Origin of the sequence: Octadecabacter sp. R77987 (assembly GCF_042466115.1) — a bacterium.
GTDB lineage: Bacteria > Pseudomonadota > Alphaproteobacteria > Rhodobacterales > Rhodobacteraceae > SW4.
On the sequence record NZ_JAXHBQ010000001.1, the window covers coordinates 1,106,756 to 1,130,181 of the forward strand.

Below are 23,426 nucleotides of genomic sequence, written 5' to 3' on the forward strand. Positions count from 1 at the left end.
GTCCCCAGTTTCGCGTCAAGCGCGCAGCGGCGCAAGCGGATTAGGCCGGCGCGGCCTGTTGCAAGCGCCCGCCCGTGCGGATCATTTCCGCGCGCGTCGCCTTGCCCGTGCGATCATCAGTGACCACGAACAGGCCTGACAGGGTTGCCTCATCGGGCGCGGGGGAAAACCGGTCTTTGGGCATTCCGGTGATGAAACGGCGCAGGGGTTCGGTTTTTTCCATGCCAATGACGGAATTGTAATCGCCGCACATGCCTGCATCGGTCTGATAGGCAGTGCCGCCGGACAGCACCATCGCATCGGCCGTGGGCACATGGGTGTGGGTGCCGACCACGATGCTGGCGCGCCCGTCGCAGAAATGGCCCATCGCCATCTTTTCGCTGGTGGCCTCGCAGTGCACGTCAATCAGGCTGGCCTGCACCATGCCCCCCATCGGATGCTGGCGCAGCACCCCGTCAACAGCCGAAAACGGATCGTCAAACGGGCGTTTCATGAACACCTGCCCCAGCACCTGGGCAACCAGAACCTTGCGCCCGCCTGCCGCGTTGAACACCCGCGCGCCGACACCGGGTGCGGCTTTGGAATAGTTCAGCGGGCGAATGATGCGCGGTTCACTGTCGATAAACGCCATCATGTCCTTTTGATCAAAGGCATGATCGCCAAGGGTCAGCACATCGGCGCCTGCGTCCAGCAATACCTTGGCATGTGCACCCGACAGGCCCATGCCGCCGGTCGCGTTTTCGCCGTTCACCACGACAAAATCCAGCCGCCATTCATCGCGCAGGCGCGGCAGGTGGGTGGTGATCGCCGTGCGTCCCGCACGGCCCATGACATCGCCAAGAAACAAAATTCGCATGCATGTGCGTAAAGCAATCGCGCCGCCCAAGCGCAAGTGAATTATAGAAAGTAGGTCAGCCCGTGCAGGATCGTCAGACGCAGACGGTCCGCGTCGATCTGGTCGGGATGATCGAACAGGATCGCGCGGGTGCCGTCGATCCTGTCCGCTCCTGCAAAGCGTTCTGCGTGGGTCGGGATCACGGTCGTGGAACAGGGTGCATAAAGGGCAAAGGCGGCATCCTTGTGGGCCGCCACGCGCAGGGTCGTGCCGGTGTTTGCCGCTTTGGGGCGAAAGGCAGGCTGGCCCCATTTCAGGCTTTCGCTTAGGGGGCCGACGCGCGGATCACTTACTGCCGTTTCAAGGATCAGATCACGCAAACGCGCCATGCCCTGTGCCGTTAACGCAGGCTGGGCATCAAGGACGGCGGCAATTTCGGGGGTCACTTGCCCACCTCTATCACGCCGCGTTCGGTGACGATCAGATCAAGCGGTTGATCAGTGGGTTCCAGCGGCAGGTTGTCATCCTCTTGGTCTGCATAGGCAAATCCGATGGCCAGCGTTCCACGCTGCGCGCGCAGCCCTTCCAGCGTGCGGTCATAAAACCCGCCGCCATAGCCCAGCCGCCCGCCTGCGCGGCTGAAAGCCACCAGCGGCACAATCAGGATTTCCGGCGTGATCCAATCACCACTGGCAGGCACCTGTGCGCCAAATTCGCCTGCGATCATGTCGCAATCCGGCTCCCATGCGCGAAACTTTAGCGGCTGGCCTTTGCCGATGATGACCGGCACGCAAACGGGGCCGTGTGCCGCCGCCTCGGCCATCGCCGCTGTCGGGTCGATTTCAGTGCGCATCGCCATGTAGCCCGACAAAGGCACACCGCGATATCCGGCCAGAACTTCGGACAAATACCCTGCGTGGCCTGCGCCACTGTCATGGGCCAGCTTGCGCCGTGCAAAGGCGGCCTTGCGCGCCTGCGCCTTGATCGCCGTCAGGTCAGTCACAGCAACACCACTGCCGCCAACCCAAGAAAGGCAAAGAAACCAACGACATCCGTAACCGTTGTTACAAAGGCACCCGAGGCAAGCGCCGGATCAACGCCCAGTTTTTCCAAGGCAACAGGGATCACCGTGCCTGCCAATCCGGCCACGATCAGGTTGATGATCATCGCCACGCCAATCACCACACCCAGCATCGGTGAACCGAACCAGAACATGCCGACAGCCCCCATCACAACGGCAAAAATCACGCCGTTCACGCAGCCCACAAAGACCTCGCGCCGGATCACGCGCCAGACGTTTGCACCGGTCAAATCGCGCGTGGCAATGGCGCGCACGGCCACAGTCAGCGACTGCGTGCCAGCATTGCCACCCATCGACGCGACAATCGGCATCAGCACGGCCAGCGCGACAAAGCCTGCGATCACGTCCTCGAACAGGGAAATCACCAGACTGGCCAGAATGGCCGTCACAAGGTTGACCGCCAGCCACGGAAAGCGCTGGCGGGTGGTTTCGATCACGCGGTCGGTCAGGCTGCCCTCGCCGACACCGGCAAGGCGCAGGATATCCTCCTCGTGTTCCTCGTCCAGAACGATCATCGCATCGTCAATCGTGATCACCCCGACAAGGCGGTCGTCGCCATCCACAACAGGCGCGGAAATCAGGTGATACTGGTTGAACGCATAGGCCACGTCCTCTTCGTCCTGATCATAGCGGAAGGTGCGAAAGCTGTCCTCGGTCAGGTCGGCAAGTTTGGTGGCGCGGGGCGATCCCAGCAGGCGACCCAAGGTCACGTAACCTGTTGGTTTCATGCGCGGATCGACAAGGATCACATGGTAAAACTGTTCCGGCAGATCATCATGGCTGCGTAGGAAATCAATCGTTTCGCCAACGCTCCAGTGGGCGGGCGCGCGCACCACTTCGACCTGCATCAAGCGGCCGGCGGACTCTTCGGGATAGGACAGCGCCTGTTCCACCGCGATCCGGTCGGTAACGCCAAGGGCATCCAGAACGGCCTCTTGCTGGGCATCGTCCAGGTCCTCGACAAGGTCCACGACATCGTCGCTTTCCATCTCGCGCACGGCCTCGGCCAGTTCCAGCGGAGCAAGGCTCTGGATCACTTCCTCGCGCAGGGATTCTTCAAGTTCGGACAGAATTTCGCCGTCCATGCCGCCGCGCCAAAGCAACAGCAGTGCACGACGGTCGCGCCCGTCGATCTGCTCCAGAAGGTCGGCGATGTCAGCTGCGTGCAGCGGGTTGAGCAGATCATCAACCGCAGCGGCATCGCCCGCCTCGACAGCGTCCAACACCGCGTCCATGACACGTTTTGTCAGGCTTTGGCCGTCGTCTTCGATGTCGATCTGGTCTTCCACGCGCACCCCCGATTTGCGCGCACCATAGCGGATCACCCACGGTCAGCAAGAAGGTCTCTCTTGGAAATCCGATGTTTCGCCCCCCTGAAAGCGGGGCTAGTCTGGGCGGCATGACAAAACATCTTCTTTTGGGGCAGACCCTGTCGTATTCCGGTGATCCCATGGCCGGTGACTGGCAAGACGTGACCCATCACGACAGTGCTGGCGCGGTGCTGGTCGACGGCGGGCAGATCGCCGCAATGGGCAGTGCCGAGACCCTGCGCCGCGCCCACCCGCATGCGAAAATCCATGACTACGGCGATGCGCTGATCAGCGCCGGCTTTGTCGATGCGCACATGCATTACCCGCAAACCGCGATGATCGCGAGCTGGGGAAAACGGCTGATTGACTGGCTCAACACCTATACCTTTCCCGAAGAAATGCAGTTTGGCGACCGTAGCTATGCGGATGCCGTTGCGGCGCGCACGCTTGATATTGCGCTGGCCCACGGCACAACCACGCTGACCAGTTTCTGCACGATCCACCCCGAAAGCGTGGATGCGTTTTTTGGTGCGGCGGCAGACCGTGACATGGCCGTAGTCGCGGGCAAAACCTGCATGGATCGCAACGCGCCGGACGGTCTGCGCGACACGGCGCAATCAGCCTATGACGACAGCAAGGCGCTGCTGGAAAAGTGGCACGGCAAGGGGCGTGCGTCCTATGCGATCACGCCGCGCTTCACACCCACCTCGACGCCAGACCAGATGCATGCATTGGGCGCGCTTTGGGGCGAACATCCTGATTGCCTGATGCAGACGCACCTGTCCGAACAGGTTGATGAGATCGCATGGGTGCGTGGTTTGCACCCAGAAGCGCGCGACTACCTTGATACCTATGAAAGCGCCGGACTGCTGGGTGAACGCGGCCTTTACGGCCACGCGATCCACCTTGAACCGCGCGAGATTGACCGGCTGGCCGAAGTGGGTGGCGCGCTGGTGCATTGTCCGACATCGAACACCTTTATCGGGTCGGGGTTGTTTGACATGGCGGGCCTTAGGGCGCGCGGGATCAGCGTGGGGCTGGCCACGGATACCGGTGGCGGGTCATCTTTTTCGATGCTGCGCACCATGGCGGCGGCCTATGAAATTGCGCAGCTGCGCGGCACCGCCTTGCATCCGGCCCAACTGATGTGGCTGGCCACCGAAGGGTCGGCGCGCACCCTGCATATGGGCGGAAAGATCGGCGCGCTTGCCCAAGGTGCGGCGGCGGATATCTGCGTGATCGACCTTGCCTCAACCCCAGCCATCGCCCAGCGCGCGACCCGTGCCACTGACCTCTGGGAGGCGCTGTTTCCAACGATCATGATGGGCGACGACCGCGCGATTGCACAGGTTTGGGTCAACGGCGTGGCGCGCTAGCAGGGCGACCCCAGCACAAGCACCCAAATATCACCCGCACGTCCCAGCCCGTATTCACGGGCATTTGGCGACAGCATGTTTGCACGGTGATCACGCGAGCCCATCCACGCCGCCATGACCCGTTGTTCGCTTTGTTGCCCGCTGGCGATGTTTTCCGCGACGAACCGGAAACAATAGCCCTGCGCACGCACGCGCGCTGACGGCAATGTGCCACTTGGTGATTGATGCGCAAAATACCCGCGTTGCACCATGTCTTGCGCATGGGCCTGCGCGGCGGCGGCAAGTCGTGCATTCGGGACAAGCGCGCCCAATCCGGTGTCGGCGCGCACCGTGTTCAGCAGCGCGCCAAAGCCCGACGCCGGCAGCGCCGCAAGCGGGGCCGCAGGGCCCGATGGCGCGCCACCCGCAATCGGAATCGGCACGACAACGCAGGCCGTCAGCGCAAGAATTGCACAAAATGAAAGGACAACGCGCCGCATCGAGGCCTCCGAAGGTTTTTTCTACCTTATGCGTGCGCGGCGGGTCTTGTCGAACACTAAACCCGCAAAGCCGCCGCAAGCCTGTTTTGGGTGCGAACCACTTGCCCCAAGTCAATCGTGACCAATTGCCCGTCGCGCACCACGGCGCGCCCTTCGACGATCAGATCGCGCACGGATGTCGGCCCCGCCAGCAGCAGGGCTGCCGGATCCCAACTGCCTGCAGCTTCCACGCCCGATACATCCCAGATGGCGATGTCCGCGCGCTTGCCCACGGCGATTTGACCGCAATCGTCGCGGCCCAGAACCTGCGCACCACCGCGTGTCGCGATCTCGAGCGCCTCGCGCGCGCTCATCGCGTCCGCACCACGTGCAACCCGTTGCAACAGCATGGACTGGCGCGCCTCAAGGATCAGGTTGCCGGCATCATTGCTGGCCGATCCATCGACGCCCAGCCCCACATTCACCCCCGCATCGCGCATTGCGCGCACAGGTGCGATTCCGCTGCCAAGGCGACAGTTGGAACAGGGGCAATGGGCAACTCCTGTGCCGGAACGTGCAAACAAATCAATCTCTTGCCCGTCCAACTTGACACAATGCGCGTGCCAGACATCGTGCCCCGTCCAACCCAGATCTTCGGCATATTGCCCCGGGCGGCAGCCGAATTTTTCAAGACTATAGGCGATATCCTCGTCGTTTTCGGCCAGATGGGTGTGCAGCATGACGCCCTTGTCGCGCGCCAGAATGGCCGCATCACGCATCAGGTCGCGGCTGACAGAAAACGGTGAACAGGGGGCCACGCCAACACGCACCATCGCGCCAACGCCCGCATCGTGATGGGCATCAATCACGCGGATGCAGTCATTCAGGATCGCCGCCTCGCGTTCGACCAGACTGTCGGGCGGCAGGCCGCCATCGCTTTCGCCAATGCTCATCGCGCCCCGTGTCGGGTGGAACCGCAAGCCGACCTCTTGGGCGGCGGCGATTGTGTCGTCAAGGCGCGATCCATTGGGGAACAGATACAGATGATCCGAGGTCATCGTGCAGCCCGACAGCGCCAGTTCGGCCAGGCCAACTTGCGCCGATGTGAACATTTCTTCGGGGCCGAAACGCGCCCAGATCGGGTAAAGCGTTTGCAACCAGCCAAACAGCAGCGCGTCCTGCCCGCCGGGCACCGCACGGGTCAGGGTTTGGTAAAGATGGTGGTGCGTGTTCACCAATCCCGGTGTGACAACGCAGCCGCGCGCATTGATCAGATGGGCATCAGGCGCATCTATCGTGCCGATTTCAACAATCACGCCATCGCGCAGCAGGATGTCGGCACCATTCAATTCACGGCGCGTGTCATCCATCGTCAGGATGGTATCGGCATTTTTGATCAGGGTTGCGGGCATTGGGGTGTCCTTTCGCTCCACCCCCTTCGGTGGATTGGACAACCTGCACCGACAGAAGGGGGAAAAGGACTCGGCGCTTTGGAAGGTTAGCGTGGCTTACGCCGCAACGCCAGCCTGCAGAATCGCAAGTGCCTGCGCGTGGATGTCTGCGTTTGCGGCGGCCAAAACGCGTCCGCCGTTGTGAACGGGGCCACCCTGCCAGTCGGTGACAATCCCGCCTGCGGCGGTGATCACGGCGATGGGGGCCTGAATGTCGTAGGCGTTCAACCCCGCCTCGATCACCAGATCGACCTGCCCTGCCGCCACCAAGGCATAGCCGTAACAGTCCATGCCATAGCGCGTCAGGCGGGCCTGCGCGGCGACGGCGCGAAAGGCGCGGGCCTCGGCCTCGGTGCCGACTTCGGGGAAGGTGCTCAGCAAGATCGCATCGGCCAAGTCCCGCGGGGGGCGCGTTTTCAGCGGCGCAGTTCCATGCGGCCCCACGACTTCGGCCAGTCCAAACCCGCCGGCAAAGCGTTCGCCAATATAGGGCTGATCAATCAGGCCGAACATCGGACCCTGCGCATCAGCGACCGAAATCAGGACGCCCCATGTTGGTGTGCCGCTTAGATACCCGCGAGTTCCGTCAATCGGGTCAAGCACCCAGGTCAGCCCGCTGGTTCCGCTGGTCGCGCCATATTCTTCGCCCAGAATACCATCATCCGGGCGCAGGTCAGCCAGAACCGTGCGCATGGCGCGTTCGGCGGCGCGATCACCTTCGGTCACGGGGTCAAAGCCGCCATCGCCATCCTTGTTGTCACTGGTCAACGCGGATTGGCGGAAATGGCGCAGGGTTTCAGGGCGGGCCGCATCGGCCATGGCATGGGCCGTGCGGATCAGCTCTGCTTGCAGGTCACTGCTATTGGTCATCTTCCCCCCGGCGCTTGGCCCACAGGCGCTAGCGCGGGTCGGGGCGCAAGGTCAAGCGTGCTTTAGGCGGCTTCGCTAAGAACGCGGGCCAGATCAAACAAGCGGCGGCGCTGGTTTTCGGGGATCGCGTAATACGACCGCAGCAATTCAAGCGCTTCTTTGTCGCCAAGGATATCATTGGGCATATTTCCCGATACATCCGCAGCGGCCGCGCCTGTTTCCATCCCCTCAAAGAAGAACGATACAGGCACCGTCAAGGCATGGGCGATGTCCCAAAGCCGCGAGGCGCTGACCCTATTCATGCCAGTTTCATACTTCTGGATCTGCTGGAACTTGATGCCAACCTGTTCAGCAAGTTGCTGCTGGGTCACGCCATTCATCCAACGGCGGTGGCGGATACGCTTACCCACATGCACATCAACAGGGTGCTTCATACTTTTGATCCTTCTCTTTACGCGGCTCCGGCGGTGCGGGGCAAAGCGACAATTGGCTTCACCAACCGAACACAGGTATTACCAAAGGAGTCTGAATGCGCTCATTTTCATAAAACACGCAACGGTTGCATGACCTGACCTAGCCTTTAGGACAGTCTTGGGGTTGATGCCCCTTCGGTCAACCTGTCTTTTTGTCAGTATTTCAGTGAGTTCAGACGCGATTCTGGCCTTTATCCCAAGGCAAGGTTAGGGTCGTTAAAGGCAAATCTTGCAACACGGGTGCGACAAAGAATATGCGGGCATTTCAAGTAAAATCCTTCGAAACAAAGGCCGGATTGGTCGAAATTGACGCGCCGCGCCCTGCCGAAGGCGAGGTTGCGTTGCACGTTCACGCCTGTGGATTGAACTTTGCCGACTTGCTGATGGCCAGGGGCACCTATCAGGACACCCCAAAGCCGCCCTTTACCCTCGGACTCGAGGTCTGCGGCACCGTCACAGCGCTTGGCGCGGGCGTGACCAGCCCTGCCATCGGCACCCGCGTTGCCGTTTTTGGCGGGCGCGGCGGGTTGGCGGACACGGGCGTATTCCCTGCCGCCCTGTGCCGTCCCGTTCCCGATTCCATGACCAATGAACAGGCTGCCGGCTTTCAGGTGGCTTATGGCACATCACATCTGGCGCTGACCCGGCGCGCGCATTTGCAGGCGGGCGAAACCCTGCTCGTGCTGGGTGCTGCCGGTGGTGTTGGCCTCACGGCTGTGGAAATCGGCAAGGCAATGGGTGCGACCGTGATCGCCGTGGCCCGCGGGGCTGACAAACTGGCGGTGGCCCGCGCGGCGGGTGCCGATCACTGCATTGACGCAGGCGATGACATCACGGCGCAGGTCAAGGCTCTGGGCGGGGCCGATGTTGTTTATGATCCCGTGGGTGGTGATTTGTTCAAAGCCGCGCTGAAAGCCTGCAACCGCGAGGCGCGGGTGATCGTCATCGGTTTTGCCAGCGGCGACGTGCCGCAAATTCCGGCCAATATCATTCTGGTCAAGAATATCACCGTGATCGGGTTCTATTGGGGTGGCTATCTGGCGTTCAACCCGGACGCCCTGACCGACAGCATGGCCGAGCTGATGAAATGGCACGCCCAAGGGCGCTTGCACCCGCATGTCAGCCATGCCCTGCCGCTGGATCGCGCGCAGGACGCGCTGGACCTGCTGGAAAGCCGCAAATCAACCGGCAAGGTTGTCGTGACGATCTAATGCGCCTGATAGGCCGCGTGGATCAGCGCCGCCAGATCGCCCACCACGGGGCTGTCGTCGCTGGCGCGGTGATACATGTTGATGCGGGTCTGGCGCAGTTCGGGCAACGCGCCGCCGTGGTTGATACGTTCACAGTGGCGCGGTTCGGTGCCTTCGATCAGCGCATGAACGGCAAGGTCGGCGGTCACTGTCGCCTCGATCGTGCGGGATGAATTGGTTTCGACAACCATTTCCCACGGGATGCCTGCCTCGGACAGGCGACGTTGCACGCCTTGACGAAAGATGCAGTTCTTTTCAAACGCAAGGCGCAGCGGACGGTTGCGCCATGCGGTGCCGTTCTCTGTGCCGATCCAGACCAGCGGCTTGATTGCCAGTGTTTCGCCGCCCTCGCCCACTTCGTCCTCGGTGGTGAGCAGCACATCAACCTCGCCCTTGGCATATTGTTCTTTCAGCGCGCGGGTAAAGGATGTCAGCAGTTGCACCCGCACACGGGGGTATTCGGCGGCAAAGCGCTGCAAGACCTGCGGCACCACCGGATAAACAATGTCGTGGGGCACGCCCAAGGTGACTTCGCCCTCGAATTCCTGCGCGGTCAGGCGGCTGTAGATTTCATCGTTCAATGACAGCATCCGCCGCGCGTAGCCCAGCAGTTGTTCGCCATTGGGCGACAGGGAAATGCTGCGCGCAGATCGGTCAAACAGCGCCACACCCATCGACTCCTCAAGCCGTTTCAGCTGCATCGACACCGCTGATTGGGTCAGGTGCAACACACCGGCCGCCTTGGTCACGCCGCCCGTGTCGGCAACAGCCACAAAGGAGCGCAGGGCGGTGAGGTCAAGATTGCGGGGCATATCAATATCCGTGATGCATTAACTATCAAACATTCATTTTCAATATGACATAGGGTCGACTACATATCAATCATCCTGATTCAAACCAGAGAAAACATCACAAACCCGAAAGGACGATCCGATGTCCATGACACACGACATGCACTACGCCGCCAACCGCCGCCCTGCCCTGCGCTCTCCGCTGGGCCTGTTCACCGAAGCGCTTGTGGTCTGGCAGCAGCGCCGCGCACTTGCCCGCCTTGACGATACCCGCCTGTGCGACATCGGCATCTCGCGCGAGGATGCACGCCGCGAAGCAGCCCGCCCCGTCTGGGACGTGCCAACAGGCTGGCGCTCCTGAACCTCGAAATTTCCCGAAAATCCGGTCATTCTGCGCAATCCTGCGTGAAATGATCGGATTTTTGCGTGTCCTGCCTCCGGTATTCCTTGAAAACGCGGGGAAATACGCCAATATCACCCCCAAGGATACCGCACACGCGGTGCAACCCGTTCAACCTTGGAGGCTTTGATGGCTGACTACAGACCGATGGACGCTGGCGTAGGTGCCCGCAGCGTTGAAATCGACGCGGGGCTTCGCGCCCACATGAACAAAGTTTACGGCACCATGTCCGTGGGCATGATTATCACGGCGCTGGCCGCATGGGCCATTTCCGGCCTTGCCACGGCTGATGCCGGCACGGCTGCGGCGCAACTGTCCAACGGCATTTTCCTGTCCGACCTTGGCGTGACGCTTTACACCACGCCGCTGCGCTGGGTGATCATGTTCCTGCCGCTGGTGATGGTTTTCGCCTTTGGCGCGATGATCAACCGCCTGTCGGCTGCTGGCGCACAACTGTTCTTTTATGCCTTCGCGCTGGCGATGGGTGTGTCGATCAGCTGGATCTTCCTCAGCTTCACCGGATACTCGATCATTCAGGTCTTCCTTGTCACGTCAATCGCCTTTGCCGGACTGTCGCTTTATGGCTACACGACCAAGCGCGACATCAGCGGCTGGGGCAGCTTCCTGATCATGGGCGTGATCGGCCTGATCGTGGCCATGGTCATCAACATCTTCCTGCAATCGCCGGTGATGATGTATGCCATTTCGATGATCGGTGTGCTGATCTTTGCAGGCCTCACCGCCTATGACACCCAGAACATCAAGAACACCTACCTTGCCCACGCCCACCACGGCGACAAGGAATGGTTGGGCAAGGCCGCCATCATGGGCGCGCTGAACCTCTACCTTGATTTCATCAACATGTTCATGTTCCTGCTGCAACTGCTGGGCAACCGCAACTAGGCAGTGCTGAACACGACTGATCAAAGCCCCCGTGGTTTGTGCCACGGGGGCTTTTTTATATCCAAGACTTGCCCTGCTGCATCCGTCATACTGTCAAAGCAACCCGCAAGGACACGTCATGACGCCCCGTTTCCCCCGCCATTTGCGCCTGCCCGCATTACCACTGGACGCCTATTGCGTTGATTGCGGGTCGGGTGCGGGCGACCAGCAGGTCAGCGATACCGCCCTGCTGGACCGCGATGCGTTTGAGAGGTTTGCCGTGCGCGATGACGTTCCCGGTGCCCTGGGCGTGCGCGAGGTCAAGTTTGTCATTACGCATGCCGACACGGACACGCCGCGACTGATGTTCATGAACAGCAACCTGAACCCCCTGCACTACTACTTTGTCCGTGATCATCTGGGCGCCGATCTGTCCGTGGCCGATTTCAACCGCGTGACTTATTTCACCGAAAACCGGAAATTCATCGTCGGCAATATCGTCGCCTATGACAACTACACCCGCCCCGATGGCACGCCCGGCCTTTATGCACTGGAATTCTGGCCAACTGACCCGATGGGTGCGCAGGCGGTTGCGCTGGCCTATGGGATGGTGCGTGACGCAATGCCATTTGCGCGCGAAACGCTGGCCTTTCACCCCTCGGGCGACATCCAAGAGGCGCGTCTGGCCGAGGAGGCCGATCTGTTCGCCGCCTTTGCCATCCCGACCGTGTCGACATTCGAGATATTCGAGGATGTGCGCTTTAACCCGCTTCACCTTGGCATGGCCATCGGCACCCTGCGCGTCATCGACGGGACCGAGCGCCGCCCGCCTGCGCCCACCGATATCGTGATCTATGACCGCCTGCCCAATGACCTGCCGCTGGTGGCAGGCGTGCTGTCCACCACGCCGCAGACCGCCCTGTCACATGTGAACCTGCGCGCGCAGCAAAACGACATCCCCAACGCCTATCTGCGCGGTGCGGCGGATGATCCGGCGATTGCCCCGCTGATTGGCCAGATCGTGCGGATGACCGTGACGGCCGAAGGGGTCAGCGTGACGCCCGCCAGCGCCGCTGAACGCGCCGCCGCTTTGGTCGCGCGCCGCCCCGAACTGGCGCAGATACCGCCGCGCAATCTGACCCCGCGCGCAATTGTGCCACTGGATGATCTGCGTTTTGACCAGGCGGATGCATTCGGGGCCAAGGCCACCAATGTGGCCGAACTGCGCCGCTCGATTGACCCGGTCTATGTGCCTGACGGGTTCGCCGTGCCGTTTTCCTTTTACGACACCTTTATGGTGGCCAATGGGCTTTATGATCTGATCCGCGCGCAGATGGCCGCCCCAGATTTCGCCGATGATACGCTGCGCCCCGATGTGCTGAAATCCATCCGCCGCGCGATCAAGGACGCGCCAATGCCCACGCCCTTGGCGGATCAGTTGGACGCAATGCACCGCGCCTTTCCGGCAGGCACCACGCCACGCTGTCGGTCATCCGCCAATAACGAAGATTTGGTCGGGTTCACGGGCGCGGGGCTTTATGATTCCTATACCCACCGTCTGGACGAAGGCCATATCAACAAATCCATCAAACAGGTCTGGGCCAGCCTGTGGAATGCCCGCGCCTTTGAAGAACGCGACTTTTACCGGATTGATCATCTAAGTGCTGCGATGGGCGTGCTGGTGCATCCCAACTTTGACGACGAACGGGTCAACGGCGTGGCGCTGACCCGCAACATCTATTTCCCGACCTTCGAGGGGTATTTCATCAATTCCCAAGTGGGCGAAGACCTGATCACCAACCCCGAAAGCGATGCCATCGCCGAGGAAGTGCTGATTATCAAGGATTTGAACCTGCGCAACGTGGAATCATACGAGACGATCTATGTGCGCCGCTCGACCCTTGTGGCGCCGGACACGACCGTGATCGCTCGCCCCGATCTGATGTTGCTGATTTCGCAGCTGAAACTGATCCACGACCATTTCAAAGCACTTTATCGCCGCACGGATGACCCAACGTTCGCGATGGACATCGAGTTCAAGTTCGATCTCAATGGCCACCTCGCAATCAAGCAAGCGCGCCCGTGGACGGGCTGACCCGAGGTGCCCATGACCGATCTGACCCTGCCGATCACCAGCCTTGCCGCCCTTGCCAACGGGGCGATTTACCTGATTCTGACGTGGCGGGTGATCCGCATGCGCAGGCGTGACGGGATCGTTCTGGGGGACAATGGCGACCGGATCATGGCCAAACGCATCCGTGGCCACGCGAATGCGGCGGAACAGATGCCCCTTGCGCTCATAATGATCGCGCTGGTGGAAGTGCGTGATGGCAATGCCTTCGCGCTGGCGACGCTGGCGGCCCTGTTCACATTGGGGCGTGCACTGCACGCGGCCTATTTCACGATCCACGGCACGCACTGGCGGTTTCGCATGTGGGGGATGGCCGCGACACTTGGCGCGCAGGCTGGGTTTTTGCTGCTTTTGGCTTACACGCTGGTGTCATAGGCTGCGGCGACTTCCCGCTTGAACCGCCCTATCGGCGGAATTTTCCTATCCGGTCGGGGACTTGGCTTGCTAGCCTGCCCGCGGCAGATAAGGAAAGCCGACCTTGAAGCTGATGCAAAATCTGTTCGCGGCCAAACTGGCGGATGGTCTTGATCCGGTGCGCGACGCGTTGTTGGCGGCCCAGATCGTTGACACCGCAGATATCTGGCATCCGGTGGCGACCCTTGCCGTTGGCGGGCTGGTTGCCGTGGGGTTTGATCGCAAGAGCGAGGAAATGTTGGTTGTTTCCGCGCATGGGCAAAGTGTTTTCGATTGCCGCAACGGCGCGATCCGCTACCAGGATGAACACGCGGATGGCTATGATGCCCCGCCCCTCAAGGCGGCCCGCCTTGACCACCCCGCCGCCGAGCGTTTCGACATGGCGGGCCGTGATGGCGGGGGCTTGCGCAGTGTGACGCGCGATGGCTGGCGGGTTGCGCGGATCAATCTGTGCTGGCCGGAAACCTATTGCATCTTGCAGCCCCCCAAAGCGTCAATTCACGCGCTGGCACGGGTGCAACAGGATCAGGATACGACGTTCTACCTGATGGCCAAGGAACGCACGGATATCCGTGCTTTCGGGTTTTCGTGGACCGGCGAAAGCCTTGTGCTGGCCACCGCGTCAGACCTGCACATCTGGACCCGCGAAACGCTGAAGTTGACCAACCCGTCCTGAAACGAAAAAGACCGCGCAGATTGCACGGCCCCTGTTCACTGTCCTTGAAACGCAAGATTACTTGATCTTGCCTTCCTTGTATTCAACATGCTTGCGCACAACGGGGTCATATTTGTTGACCGTCATTTTTTCGGTCATCGTGCGTGCATTTTTCTTGGTCACATAAAAGTGCCCGGTCCCCGCGGTGGAGTTCAGGCGGATTTTGATCGTGGTCGGCTTCGCCATGTCACTTGTCCTCGGATTAGCGGGGCGCGCTGTGGCCCGTCGCGTGCGTGAATTAGAAGCCCGCTACTTAACGGCTTGGGTGATGCTGTCAACCCTGAACCGTGCCAGTCAGCGCATGTCCTTGCGGGTCAGCGCCTTGAGCAGGGCCGCGATCATCACGTTGGACAATTTCGGCCCCTTGGCGACACCCATGGCCGGATCATCATCGCGCCCGATCTGGCGACGCAATGAACAGGTCCAGTGGCCATGCACCTCGCTTGCGGTGCCTTGCAGCGAAATCGCCCAGCCGGGCAACCCGTGATCAATTACCATCAACACGGCGTCCACGCCGCCCATCGCCCCGTTGCGGATCATCGCCTGATCAACATCGGGCAGCTGTGTTTCCACCCCGTCAAAGGCCAGTTCGCATAGGGCCGCATCATAAAGCGGCTCTTGTTCGATCTTTTCGGCGAGCGCGACAAGTGCTTGGGCTTGCATGGGTTTTCTCCCTCAGTTGCAATGTCCCTCCCACGATATTCCATTCACAATATCCCCACCATGACGTGCGTCAAGGCGCGCCTCGCCAAGCCGGAATAAACTGCGCCCATACACCTTTTGGGAGAAGACTAATGTCCGACAACGTCATCTGGTTCGAGAATCTGAAACGCGCGGATGTCGCCCTTGTGGGCGGCAAGAACTCGTCGCTTGGTGAAATGGTGCAAACGCTTGGCCCCAAGGGGATTGATGTGCCAACGGGATTCGCGACCAGTTCGGATGCTTACCGCGGCTTTATCGAAGCCAACAATCTGCACACACGCATTTCTACCGAAATGGACGCCCTTGCAGCGCACAAGATCACCCTGCACGAGGCTGGCACCCGAATCCGTGCGATGATCAACGCGGGCGACTGGCCCGATGATCTGCGCGCCGACATCCTGACAGCGTATCAGGAAATGGCGCGCCGTACGGGCAGCGACAATCCGTCTGTCGCCGTGCGTTCCTCGGCGACCGCCGAAGACCTACCCGATGCCAGTTTCGCCGGACAGCAGGAAACATTTCTGAACGTCGAAGGAGAAGCGGCCCTGCTGGCCGCCTGCAAACGCTGCTATGCCTCGCTGTTTACCGACCGCGCGATCACCTACCGCACCCTGCAAGGGTTCGATCACATGGCCGTGGCCCTGTCGATCGGCGTGCAGCAAATGGTGCGTTCGGACATCGGCGGATCGGGTGTGATGTTTTCCATCGACACGGAATCGGGCTTCGACAAGGTCGTGCTGATCAACGCCGCATGGGGTTTGGGGGAAAATGTTGTTCAGGGCGCGGTCACACCCGACGAATACATGGTCTATAAACCCTTCCTGAAAGACAAAAAGCGCAAGCCCATCGTTGAACGCACCCTTGGCGCGAAAGAGATCAAGATGATCTATGCAGACGGTGGCAAAGCCGTCAAAAACGTGCGCACCAGCCGCGCCGAACGCGCCCGGTTTGTGCTCTCCGAGGATGAAATCTGCGAACTCGCCCGTCAGGCCTGCACCATCGAGGACCACTATGGCTGCGCCATGGACATGGAATGGGCGCGCGATGGCAACACGGGCAAGCTTTATATCGTGCAGGCCCGTCCTGAAACCGTGCAGTCGCGCGCCGAGGTTGGTGCCATGAAATCCTACACCGTCACCGAAACCGGTGAACGTCTGCTTACGGGCCTTTCTGTTGGCGGGGCCGTGGCCACAGGGCCGGTCTGCCTGATCGAAACGGCCGCCGACATCGACAACTTTGTCGACGGGTCGATCCTTGTGACCCAAACGACCGACCCCGACTGGGTGCCGATCATGAAGCGCGCCAGTGCCATCGTCACCGACCACGGCGGGCGCACCAGCCACGCTGCCATCGTCAGCCGCGAACTGGGCCTGCCTGCCATCGTCGGCACAGGCAACGCCACCCATATTCTGCACGATGATCAGGAAATCACGGTCAGCTGCGCCGAGGGCGAAGAAGGCTATGTTTACGCCGGTCACGCCACGATTGTGGTCGAGGATATTGATCTGGGCGATCTGCCCGACACGAAAACCAAAGTCATGTTCAACATGGCCAATCCCTCGGCAGCATCGCGCTGGTGGCGCTTGCCTGCGGATGGTGTCGGCCTTGCCCGCATGGAATTCGTCGTCAACAACGCGATCAAGGTGCACCCGCTTGCGTTGACCCGCTTTGATGAACTGACTGACGAGGCCGTGAAAGAGGAGATTGAGACCCTCACCCGTGGCTACGACCAAAAGCCCGACTATTTTGTCGACACGCTTGCCCTTGGGCTGTCGCGGATTGCAGCCGTGCATTACCCCAACCCCGTTATCGTGCGCATGTCGGACTTTAAAACAAACGAATACGCGGCCCTTTTGGGTGGCACCCAGTTTGAACCCAACGAAGAAAACCCGATGATCGGCTGGCGCGGTGCCTCCCGCTATTACTCGGATGCCTATAAGGACGGGTTCGCGCTGGAATGTCAGGCCATCGCCAAGGCGCGCGGGGTCAAAGGGTTCGACAATATTCTGATGATGATCCCTTTCTGCCGCACGCCAGACGAGGCCGACCGCGTGCTAAAGGTCATGGTCGAAAACGGATTGAAGCGCGGCAAGGACGGCTTGCAGGTCTATGTGATGTGCGAGATCCCTGCCAACGTCATTCTGGCCGAGGAATTCGCCAAACGGTTCGACGGGTTCTCGATTGGCTCGAACGACCTGACGCAACTGACACTTGGGGTGGACCGCGATAACGAAACCCTCGCGCCTTTGTTCAAAGAGGACAACGCCGCCGTGCTGTGGATGATCGAACAGATGATCTCCCGCGCCCACGCGGTCGGTGCCAAAGTCGGGTTCTGCGGCCAAGCGCCCAGTAACGACCCCGCCTTTGCCAAACTGCTGGTGGGGTTCGGGATCGATTTAATCTCGGTCACGCCGGATGCGTTCCGCAGTGTCAAAGCCAATGTGGCGGCAGCCGAAAAGGGGTAGTTTGCGCGGACGGCCTGTAAGCCGGATTCTGTCCCGGTGGTACCCTGGGGTGCCACCATGGATGACCATTCATCTTAAGCGGCTGTTACCAACCGCCCTCTAGCTGCCAACCCGGGCCCCTTGGGTTCAGGCATCCTTGCGGCGGTATGCCTTGCGGCACCTGCCCGCGCGGGGCCCCTATTTGGCATTGCTCCTGGTGGGGCTTGCCGTGCCACCCGTGTTGCCACGCGTGCGGTGGGCTCTTACCCCACCGTTTCACCCTGACCCCGGAACATGTCCGGGGCGGTCTGTTTTCTGTGGCGCTTTCCCTGGGGTTGCCCCCGCCGGGCGTTACCCGGCACCATGCCTTGTGGAGTCCGGACTTTCCTCGGGTGTTGCCACCCGCGATCACCCAGCCATCCGCGCGATATGCGACTTAGGCACTGTGGGCGGTTTGGTCAACGGGAAAGCGTTTGGCCAGTTGTGCGGCCAATGCGCAATCCGTGGCGTCCAGCGGGCCTGTCGCGCCTTGACGGTGGCGCAGGCGAAAGGCGGACAGCAGTGCATCATCTGCCGCGTCAGCGGTATATCCGGCGGTGCGTAGGTCATTGAAAAATCGCGCAGTATCGGCTTCTGCGGATTCAACGTGTGACAACTGGATCGCCAAACCACCGCGCGCCAGACGCGCCCAGTCAAACCGCGCACCGGGATCAATCTTGCGCCCCGGCGCCATGTCGGAATGGCCGATGACCCGCTGCGGGGGAATGTCCCAGCGCGCGATGATCCCTGCCAGCAGGGTTTCCAGCGCGTCCATCTGTGGCGCGGCAAAGGGTGCTGTGCCGGTGTTGGACAACTCAATCCCGATGGAGCGCGAATTGACGTCCGTCACATCACCCCAGCGCCCTGCCCCCGCATGCCACGCACGCGCAGACTCATCGACGAGTTGGTCAACCTCACCGAGCGGCGAAATGATATAATGCGCCGAGACCTCGGCATCCTCGTGGCACAACCAATCGCGCGCCGCCGCGTGATCGGCCATGGCGGTGTAATGGATCACGACAATATCGGGGCGCGCGCCGTCACGGCGCGGGCCACAGTTCGGTGATGGTGTGGTGATCAGTTGCCCGCTGCCAGACGGAACGGTGCCGGATCCCAGCCACAGGCGAATCCATCGCCATCGGGATCAATCCCGCGCGGATCACGGTCGGGGCCGCCACGGCGCAGAAAATCGCGTTGCGCTTCGTCTGCGGCGCGATAATCGGCACAGTTACGCTGGAACCGCGCCTGACCCGACAGACCGGAACGGCCATAGACCGACACGCCCTTGGCATTGGTGGTTTGCAAGGCATATTGCACGATATTGGGGCCGACATTGCCATCGCGTTCCGGCACGGCAGTGGGTTCTACCAACTGATAAGCCGCGGCCTGGGCGGCGCGGCGTTCGGCGTCTGATTCAATGCTTTCTCGACCTGCGACTGCATCAAAGCTTTGCTCGTCGGATATCCCTGCAGAATCGACAAGTGCAGGCGGTGCATTGCCCGGTGTTGCGTCAACGCCCGTGCGCCCTGTTTGCGGCACTGGGGTTTGCTGCGCGCCGATCCCGGCGGCGGCAAGGTCTGACGATGGAATGGCGCCTTCGCTGACGACGGGCGCGGCGGGCAGTGTTGCGGGCGCACCAGCGGCAGGGACAGTGGCGCCTTGCAACTGCGCCTCGCGGCGCGCGCGATCAATCTCGTATTGGGCGTAATCGCCAAAGCCGACACCCGCACCGCTATCGGGCACGGGTTGCGCACAATTTGCGAGTGCCAAAGTGGCCACGCCCAACATCAGAAACTTTTTCACAGCACATCCTGCCTTTTGCAATTTTGCGCGTCTTACCACCACTTGGCCGGTTTGGCTACAAATCCGGCTGCACGTTCCAGTGAATAGGCGGTATTGAGCAAATCCGCTTCTTCCCACGGACGCCCGATCAGTTGCAGACCCAGCGGCAGCCCCTGACGGTCCTGTCCGGTTGGCACGGCAATGCCGGGCAATCCGGCAAGGTTCACCGTCACGGTGAACACATCGTTGAGATACATTTGCACCGGATCGGCATCGGTCATTTCACCCAGACCAAAAGCAGCCGAGGGCGTGGCCGGTGTCAGGATCGCATCAACGCCGGTGGCAAACACATCCTCGAAGTCCTTTTTGATCAACGTGCGCACCTTGCGGGCGCGGTTGTAATAAGCATCATAGAACCCCGCCGACAGCACATAGGTGCCAACCATCACGCGGCGCTGGACCTCGTGACCGAACCCTTCGGCGCGGGTCTTTTCATACATTTCGGCAATGCCGTCGCCCGCGGCCAGTTTGGCGCGGCGGCCAAAGCGCACACCGTCATAGCGCGCAAGGTTGCTGGATGCTTCGGCAGGGGCGATCACATAGTAGGCAGGCAGCGCGTATTTCGTGTGCGGCAGCGAGATATCAACGATCTTGGCACCGGCATCCTTCAGCATCGCCGTGCCTTCGGCCCACAACGTTTCGATCTCGTCCGGCATCCCGTCCATGCGGTATTCCTTGGGAATGCCGATGGTCTTGCCCTTGATGTCGCCTGTCAGGGCCGCCTCGAAATCGGGCACGGCCAGATCGGCGCTGGTGCTGTCCTTGGGGTCGTGCCCGCACATGGCTTGCAGCATGATCGCCGCATCGCGCACGTCCTTCGTCATCGGACCCGCTTGGTCCAGCGAGGAGGCAAAGGCCACAACGCCCCAGCGGCTGACGCGACCATAGGTTGGCTTGATTCCCGTGATGCCGGTGAACGCGGCAGGCTGGCGGATTGACCCGCCTGTATCGGTGCCCGTTGCGCCAAGGCAAAGGTCAGCCGCCACCGCGCTGGCCGATCCGCCCGACGACCCGCCCGGTGTCAGTGCCGCGTCATCATTGCCGCGCCGCCACGGGTTCACCGCATTGCCATAGGTGCTGGTTTCGTTGCTGGACCCCATGGCGAATTCGTCCATGTTCAGCTTGCCCAACATCACGGCACCCGCATCAAACAGCTGGGTTGTCACGGTGCTTTCGTATTCGGGTTTGAACCCTTCCAGAATGCGGCTGGCAGCCTGCGATGGCACGCCCTTGGTGCAGAACAAGTCTTTGATCCCCAATGGAATACCGTTCAGCGACGGCGCATTTGCCGATTGGCGCGCGTCCGCCGCCTTGGCCTGTTCCATCGCAATTTCGGGGGTCTTGTGCACAAAGGCGTTCAACGCATCCGATGCATCAATGGCCTCCAGACAGGCGGTTGTCAGTTCGGTGCTGGTCAGGTCGCCCTTGCGTAGCGCGTCACGGGCGGCGGCGATGGTCAGTTTGGTCAGGTCAGACATTATTCAACCACCTTTGGCACGGCAAAGAACCCTTCGCGGGCATCGGGCGCATTGGCCAACACGGCAGCCTGCTGATCGCCATCCGTAATCACATCATCGCGCCGTTTCAGGCGCTGGGGGGTGACGGATGTCATCGGCTCGACGCCGTCGATGTCCACTTCGTTCAGCTGTTCAATAAAATCCAGAATCGCGCTGAATTCCGAGGCCAGCGCGGGCAACGCGTCATCCTCGACCTTGATACGGGCCAGATGGGCCACCTTGCGGGCAGTTTCCGTGTCGATTGACATGGGGGTCTCCGGGTTTTTGTCAGTTCAGTCGCGTTTATCGCCCTGCCGCGCAGGTCGCAAGGTGCCACGACCCGTGGCAATGCGTTTGGGGCGCGTTATAATGGGCGGGGCAACTATGGAGGATAAAATGCAGGTCATCTGGCTGGGCCATTCAAGTTTTCGCATCGAGATCGCCGACAAGGTTCTGCTGGTTGATCCGTGGCTGGATGGAAACCCGTCCTTTCCCGCTGACCGGCGCGGCGAGGCGACCGCGGGTGCGACCCATATCCTGATCTCGCACGGACATGGTGATCATGCGTGCAACGCACTGGATATCGGACGCGCGCGGGGCATCCCGATTCTGTGCATTCACGAACTGGCCGAATGTTGGGGCGAACAGGATGGCGTCACGACAATGGGGTTCGGCAAGGGCGGCACCATTGATCTGGACGGCGTCAAGGTGACGATGGTGAACGCCTCCCATTCATCAAGCCACGATCTGGACGGTGGACGCCCCGTTTACGCGGGATCCGAGGCCGGTTTCATGATCGCGGGCGAAGGCCACACGATCTATTTCAGCGGTGACACGGACATCATGGCCGATATGGACTGGATGGGCGACTTGCACAAACCCGATGTGGGCATCCTGTGCGCTGGCGGGCACTATACGATGGACATGGCGCGCGCGGCCTATGCGGCCAAACGCTATTTCAATTTTGCAACATTGATCCCCTGCCACTACAAGACTTTTCCAATCCTTGCGCAGGACGCCGATGAACTGGTCGCAGCCCTGCCCGATGTGGACGTTCTGACGCCCGAGGTCATGGACGTGATCACGATCTAGGCACCACCTCGGTTAACGTCGGGAGGCAAAGAAATCGCGGAGCAGGTCGGATGAGGCCGTAGCCGAAATCCCGTCATAGACATCGGGCGCGTGATGGCATTGCGGATGGGTGAACACCCGCGCACCATGATCCACGCCGCCGGATTTCGGATCGGCGGCCCCGTAATACAGCCGCGCGATGCGGGCGTTGCTGATCGCCGCCGCACACATCGGGCAGGGTTCCAGCGTCACATAAAGATCGCAGCCCGTCAGCCGTTCCTGCCCCAGCGCTGCACAGGCCGCACGGATCACAAGGATTTCGGCATGTGCCGTCGGGTCGTTCAATTCACGGGTGCGGTTGCCATCTGCCGCGATCAGCGCGCCACCCGCGTCAACGATCACAGCGCCAACGGGCACCTCGCCGCGGGTGGCGGCGGCGCGGGCTTCGCGCAGGGCGGTGTCCATATGGCTGCGAAATGTCATGCTCCTTCAATAAGCGGGTCACGCAAGGTTGCAAGGCCGGATGCCTCCGGCGGGAGTATTTGGAAACAGAAGAATTGGGGTTTGTGCGATTGTCAGGCGGGGTGCGGCTGGTTAGCGTGACCGCATGGACAAGGATATCTATGATCCGGCCTATGTGGCTGATTTGTTTGACCGATGCAGCGGCAACTATCGCTGGTGGTCGGCGATCAGTTCGTTCGGGTTTGTGTGGATGTGGCGGCGTCAGTGTGTTGCGCGCCTGATGGGCCAGCGTCAGGTGGCACGGATCGCTGATGGCGTGGTCGGTGACACGCCGTCCCCGATGCCAGTCGTTGTCGATCTGATGGCCGGAACCGGCGAAGTATGGCCGCATCTTCTGACATCCCTGCCCCGCGCGCGCATTCGTGCGATTGATATCTCTGAAAGGATGCACCGCGAAGCCGTTGCGCGTTTGCACCAAGGCCGGGAAGGCCAGATCGAACATCACGCGGCCAATGCATTGCAGGACGTCTTGCCCGAAGGGTCTGCAGATCTGTTGATTTCCACCTTTGGCCTCAAGACCTTCAACGCTGACCAACAAGCAGTGCTGGCCCGCCAGATCGCGCGTCTTTTACATGACGGCGGCAGTTTTGCCCTGATCGAGGCATCTGATCCCAAAGGCTGGGTGTTGCGCCCGTTCTACCGGTTCTATCTGGATCGTGCCCTGCCCCAGATCGAAAAGCTGTTCCTGAACGGCGCGCGCGATTTTTCCATGATCGGCGATTACACCCGTGGTTTTGGCGATTGCAGCCATATGGCGCAGGCGCTGCGCGATGCAGGCCTGAGCGTCACCATGAAGCGCCACTTTTTCGGCTGTGCCACCAGTGTCGCGGGCCACAAGCCGATTGCGCCGCGCGCCGCGCCGCACTAAGGCAG

General features: G+C 61.1%; 26 protein-coding genes and 1 other RNA gene. 10 read left to right on the top strand and 17 right to left on the bottom strand.

Annotated elements, in window-relative coordinates:
- Window positions 1–40: 40 nt before the first annotated feature.
- From SJY21_RS05525 to mgtE, 4 genes are read right to left on the bottom strand one after another with little or no spacing between them, the layout of a single operon-like run.
- Window positions 41–856 (bottom strand): YmdB family metallophosphoesterase, encoded by an 816-nt coding sequence (locus SJY21_RS05525; protein ID WP_377507349.1) that lies wholly within the window; start codon window positions 854–856, stop codon window positions 41–43.
- Between the two features lie 41 nt (window positions 857–897).
- Window positions 898–1,281: a DUF1801 domain-containing protein gene (locus SJY21_RS05530; protein ID WP_377507352.1), complete on the bottom strand. Its 384-nt coding sequence runs from the start codon at window positions 1,279–1,281 to the stop codon at window positions 898–900.
- Window positions 1,278–1,838, bottom strand: coding sequence for a 5-formyltetrahydrofolate cyclo-ligase (locus tag SJY21_RS05535; protein WP_377507355.1), 561 nt, complete (start codon window positions 1,836–1,838; stop codon window positions 1,278–1,280). Before SJY21_RS05535 ends, SJY21_RS05530 begins: the two co-directional genes overlap by 4 nt.
- On the bottom strand, window positions 1,835–3,151 hold the full coding sequence (gene mgtE / locus SJY21_RS05540) for a magnesium transporter (RefSeq protein ID WP_377513161.1): 1,317 nt from the start codon (window positions 3,149–3,151) through the stop codon (window positions 1,835–1,837). The genes SJY21_RS05535 and mgtE overlap by 4 nt, the downstream gene beginning before the upstream one ends.
- 164 nt (window positions 3,152–3,315) lie before the next feature.
- Between mgtE and guaD the strand changes: the two genes are divergently transcribed.
- Window positions 3,316–4,602, top strand: coding sequence for a guanine deaminase (gene guaD, locus SJY21_RS05545; RefSeq protein ID WP_377507358.1), 1,287 nt, complete (start codon window positions 3,316–3,318; stop codon window positions 4,600–4,602).
- Here the strand turns inward: guaD and SJY21_RS05550 are convergent.
- From SJY21_RS05550 to SJY21_RS05565, 4 genes are all read right to left on the bottom strand, one after another.
- Entirely contained in the window at window positions 4,599–5,081 is a 483-nt protein-coding gene (locus SJY21_RS05550; protein WP_377507361.1) for a CAP domain-containing protein, read from the bottom strand. The two genes, guaD and SJY21_RS05550, sit on opposite strands and share 4 nt — an antisense overlap.
- 56 nt (window positions 5,082–5,137) lie before the next feature.
- Window positions 5,138–6,472 carry an 8-oxoguanine deaminase gene (locus SJY21_RS05555; protein WP_377507364.1) on the bottom strand — a complete coding sequence of 445 codons (1,335 nt, stop codon included), beginning with the start codon at window positions 6,470–6,472 and terminating at the stop codon, window positions 5,138–5,140.
- A 96-nt stretch (window positions 6,473–6,568) separates the two neighbouring features.
- Window positions 6,569–7,381, bottom strand: coding sequence for an inositol monophosphatase family protein (locus SJY21_RS05560; RefSeq protein ID WP_377507367.1), 813 nt, complete (start codon window positions 7,379–7,381; stop codon window positions 6,569–6,571).
- A 62-nt stretch (window positions 7,382–7,443) separates the two neighbouring features.
- On the bottom strand, window positions 7,444–7,815 hold the full coding sequence (locus SJY21_RS05565) for a helix-turn-helix domain-containing protein (protein ID WP_377507370.1): 372 nt from the start codon (window positions 7,813–7,815) through the stop codon (window positions 7,444–7,446).
- Between the two features lie 293 nt (window positions 7,816–8,108).
- Here SJY21_RS05565 and SJY21_RS05570 point away from each other — a divergent pair, with 293 nt between their 5' ends.
- Entirely contained in the window at window positions 8,109–9,065 is a 957-nt protein-coding gene (locus SJY21_RS05570; RefSeq protein WP_377507373.1) for an NADPH:quinone oxidoreductase family protein, read from the top strand.
- Here the strand turns inward: SJY21_RS05570 and SJY21_RS05575 are convergent.
- Window positions 9,062–9,916 (bottom strand): LysR family transcriptional regulator, encoded by an 855-nt coding sequence (locus tag SJY21_RS05575; RefSeq protein ID WP_377507376.1) that lies wholly within the window; start codon window positions 9,914–9,916, stop codon window positions 9,062–9,064. The two genes, SJY21_RS05570 and SJY21_RS05575, sit on opposite strands and share 4 nt — an antisense overlap.
- A 121-nt stretch (window positions 9,917–10,037) precedes the next feature.
- Here SJY21_RS05575 and SJY21_RS05580 point away from each other — a divergent pair, with 121 nt between their 5' ends.
- From SJY21_RS05580 to SJY21_RS05600, 5 genes are all read left to right on the top strand, one after another.
- Complete coding sequence (locus SJY21_RS05580) at window positions 10,038–10,256, top strand: DUF1127 domain-containing protein (protein WP_377507379.1); 219 nt, start codon at window positions 10,038–10,040, stop codon at window positions 10,254–10,256.
- A 168-nt stretch (window positions 10,257–10,424) separates the two neighbouring features.
- The gene (locus SJY21_RS05585) at window positions 10,425–11,198 is read left to right on the top strand and encodes a Bax inhibitor-1 family protein (RefSeq protein WP_377507382.1); all 774 of its coding nucleotides are present in this window, start codon (window positions 10,425–10,427) and stop codon (window positions 11,196–11,198) included.
- A 118-nt stretch (window positions 11,199–11,316) separates the two neighbouring features.
- A complete protein-coding gene (locus SJY21_RS05590) occupies window positions 11,317–13,272 on the top strand; it encodes a PEP/pyruvate-binding domain-containing protein (protein WP_377507385.1) in 1,956 nt (651 codons plus the stop codon).
- A 12-nt stretch (window positions 13,273–13,284) separates the two neighbouring features.
- Window positions 13,285–13,683 (top strand): MAPEG family protein, encoded by a 399-nt coding sequence (locus tag SJY21_RS05595; protein ID WP_377507388.1) that lies wholly within the window; start codon window positions 13,285–13,287, stop codon window positions 13,681–13,683.
- Window positions 13,684–13,786: 103 nt separating this feature from the next.
- Window positions 13,787–14,398: a hypothetical protein gene (locus SJY21_RS05600; protein WP_377507391.1), complete on the top strand. Its 612-nt coding sequence runs from the start codon at window positions 13,787–13,789 to the stop codon at window positions 14,396–14,398.
- A 57-nt stretch (window positions 14,399–14,455) separates the two neighbouring features.
- Here the strand turns inward: SJY21_RS05600 and rpmG are convergent, their stop codons facing one another.
- Window positions 14,456–14,623: a 50S ribosomal protein L33 gene (rpmG, locus tag SJY21_RS05605; protein ID WP_011750518.1), complete on the bottom strand. Its 168-nt coding sequence runs from the start codon at window positions 14,621–14,623 to the stop codon at window positions 14,456–14,458.
- A 108-nt stretch (window positions 14,624–14,731) separates the two neighbouring features.
- Complete coding sequence (locus tag SJY21_RS05610; RefSeq protein ID WP_377507394.1) at window positions 14,732–15,100, bottom strand: hypothetical protein; 369 nt, start codon at window positions 15,098–15,100, stop codon at window positions 14,732–14,734.
- Between the two features lie 131 nt (window positions 15,101–15,231).
- Between SJY21_RS05610 and ppsA the strand changes: the two genes are divergently transcribed.
- Window positions 15,232–17,604, top strand: coding sequence for a phosphoenolpyruvate synthase (gene ppsA / locus SJY21_RS05615; protein ID WP_377507397.1), 2,373 nt, complete (start codon window positions 15,232–15,234; stop codon window positions 17,602–17,604).
- A gap of 1 nt (window position 17,605) precedes the next feature.
- Here ppsA and rnpB read toward each other — a convergent pair.
- From rnpB to gatC, 5 genes are all read right to left on the bottom strand, one after another.
- Window positions 17,606–18,007: RNase P RNA component class A (gene rnpB / locus SJY21_RS05620), an RNA gene on the bottom strand.
- 12 nt (window positions 18,008–18,019) lie between these two features.
- The gene (locus tag SJY21_RS05625) at window positions 18,020–18,646 is read right to left on the bottom strand and encodes an N-acetylmuramoyl-L-alanine amidase (protein ID WP_377513163.1); all 627 of its coding nucleotides are present in this window, start codon (window positions 18,644–18,646) and stop codon (window positions 18,020–18,022) included.
- Between the two features lie 53 nt (window positions 18,647–18,699).
- Window positions 18,700–19,425, bottom strand: a complete 726-nt coding sequence (locus tag SJY21_RS05630) for a hypothetical protein (protein ID WP_377507400.1) — start codon at window positions 19,423–19,425, stop codon at window positions 18,700–18,702.
- 32 nt (window positions 19,426–19,457) lie between these two features.
- Window positions 19,458–20,942, bottom strand: coding sequence for an Asp-tRNA(Asn)/Glu-tRNA(Gln) amidotransferase subunit GatA (gatA, locus tag SJY21_RS05635; RefSeq protein WP_377507403.1), 1,485 nt, complete (start codon window positions 20,940–20,942; stop codon window positions 19,458–19,460).
- Complete coding sequence (gene gatC / locus SJY21_RS05640; RefSeq protein ID WP_377507405.1) at window positions 20,942–21,229, bottom strand: Asp-tRNA(Asn)/Glu-tRNA(Gln) amidotransferase subunit GatC; 288 nt, start codon at window positions 21,227–21,229, stop codon at window positions 20,942–20,944. The genes gatA and gatC overlap by 1 nt, the downstream gene beginning before the upstream one ends.
- A gap of 127 nt (window positions 21,230–21,356) precedes the next feature.
- Here gatC and SJY21_RS05645 point away from each other — a divergent pair, with 127 nt between their 5' ends.
- Window positions 21,357–22,052 carry a metal-dependent hydrolase gene (locus SJY21_RS05645; RefSeq protein ID WP_377507408.1) on the top strand — a complete coding sequence of 232 codons (696 nt, stop codon included), beginning with the start codon at window positions 21,357–21,359 and terminating at the stop codon, window positions 22,050–22,052.
- Between the two features lie 12 nt (window positions 22,053–22,064).
- On the opposite strand, the gene SJY21_RS05650 is transcribed toward SJY21_RS05645, so the two are convergent.
- Window positions 22,065–22,514, bottom strand: coding sequence for a nucleoside deaminase (locus SJY21_RS05650; RefSeq protein ID WP_377507411.1), 450 nt, complete (start codon window positions 22,512–22,514; stop codon window positions 22,065–22,067).
- A gap of 124 nt (window positions 22,515–22,638) precedes the next feature.
- Between SJY21_RS05650 and SJY21_RS05655 the strand changes: the two genes are divergently transcribed.
- The gene (locus SJY21_RS05655) at window positions 22,639–23,421 is read left to right on the top strand and encodes a class I SAM-dependent methyltransferase (protein ID WP_377507414.1); all 783 of its coding nucleotides are present in this window, start codon (window positions 22,639–22,641) and stop codon (window positions 23,419–23,421) included.
- Window positions 23,422–23,426: the final 5 nt, after the last annotated feature.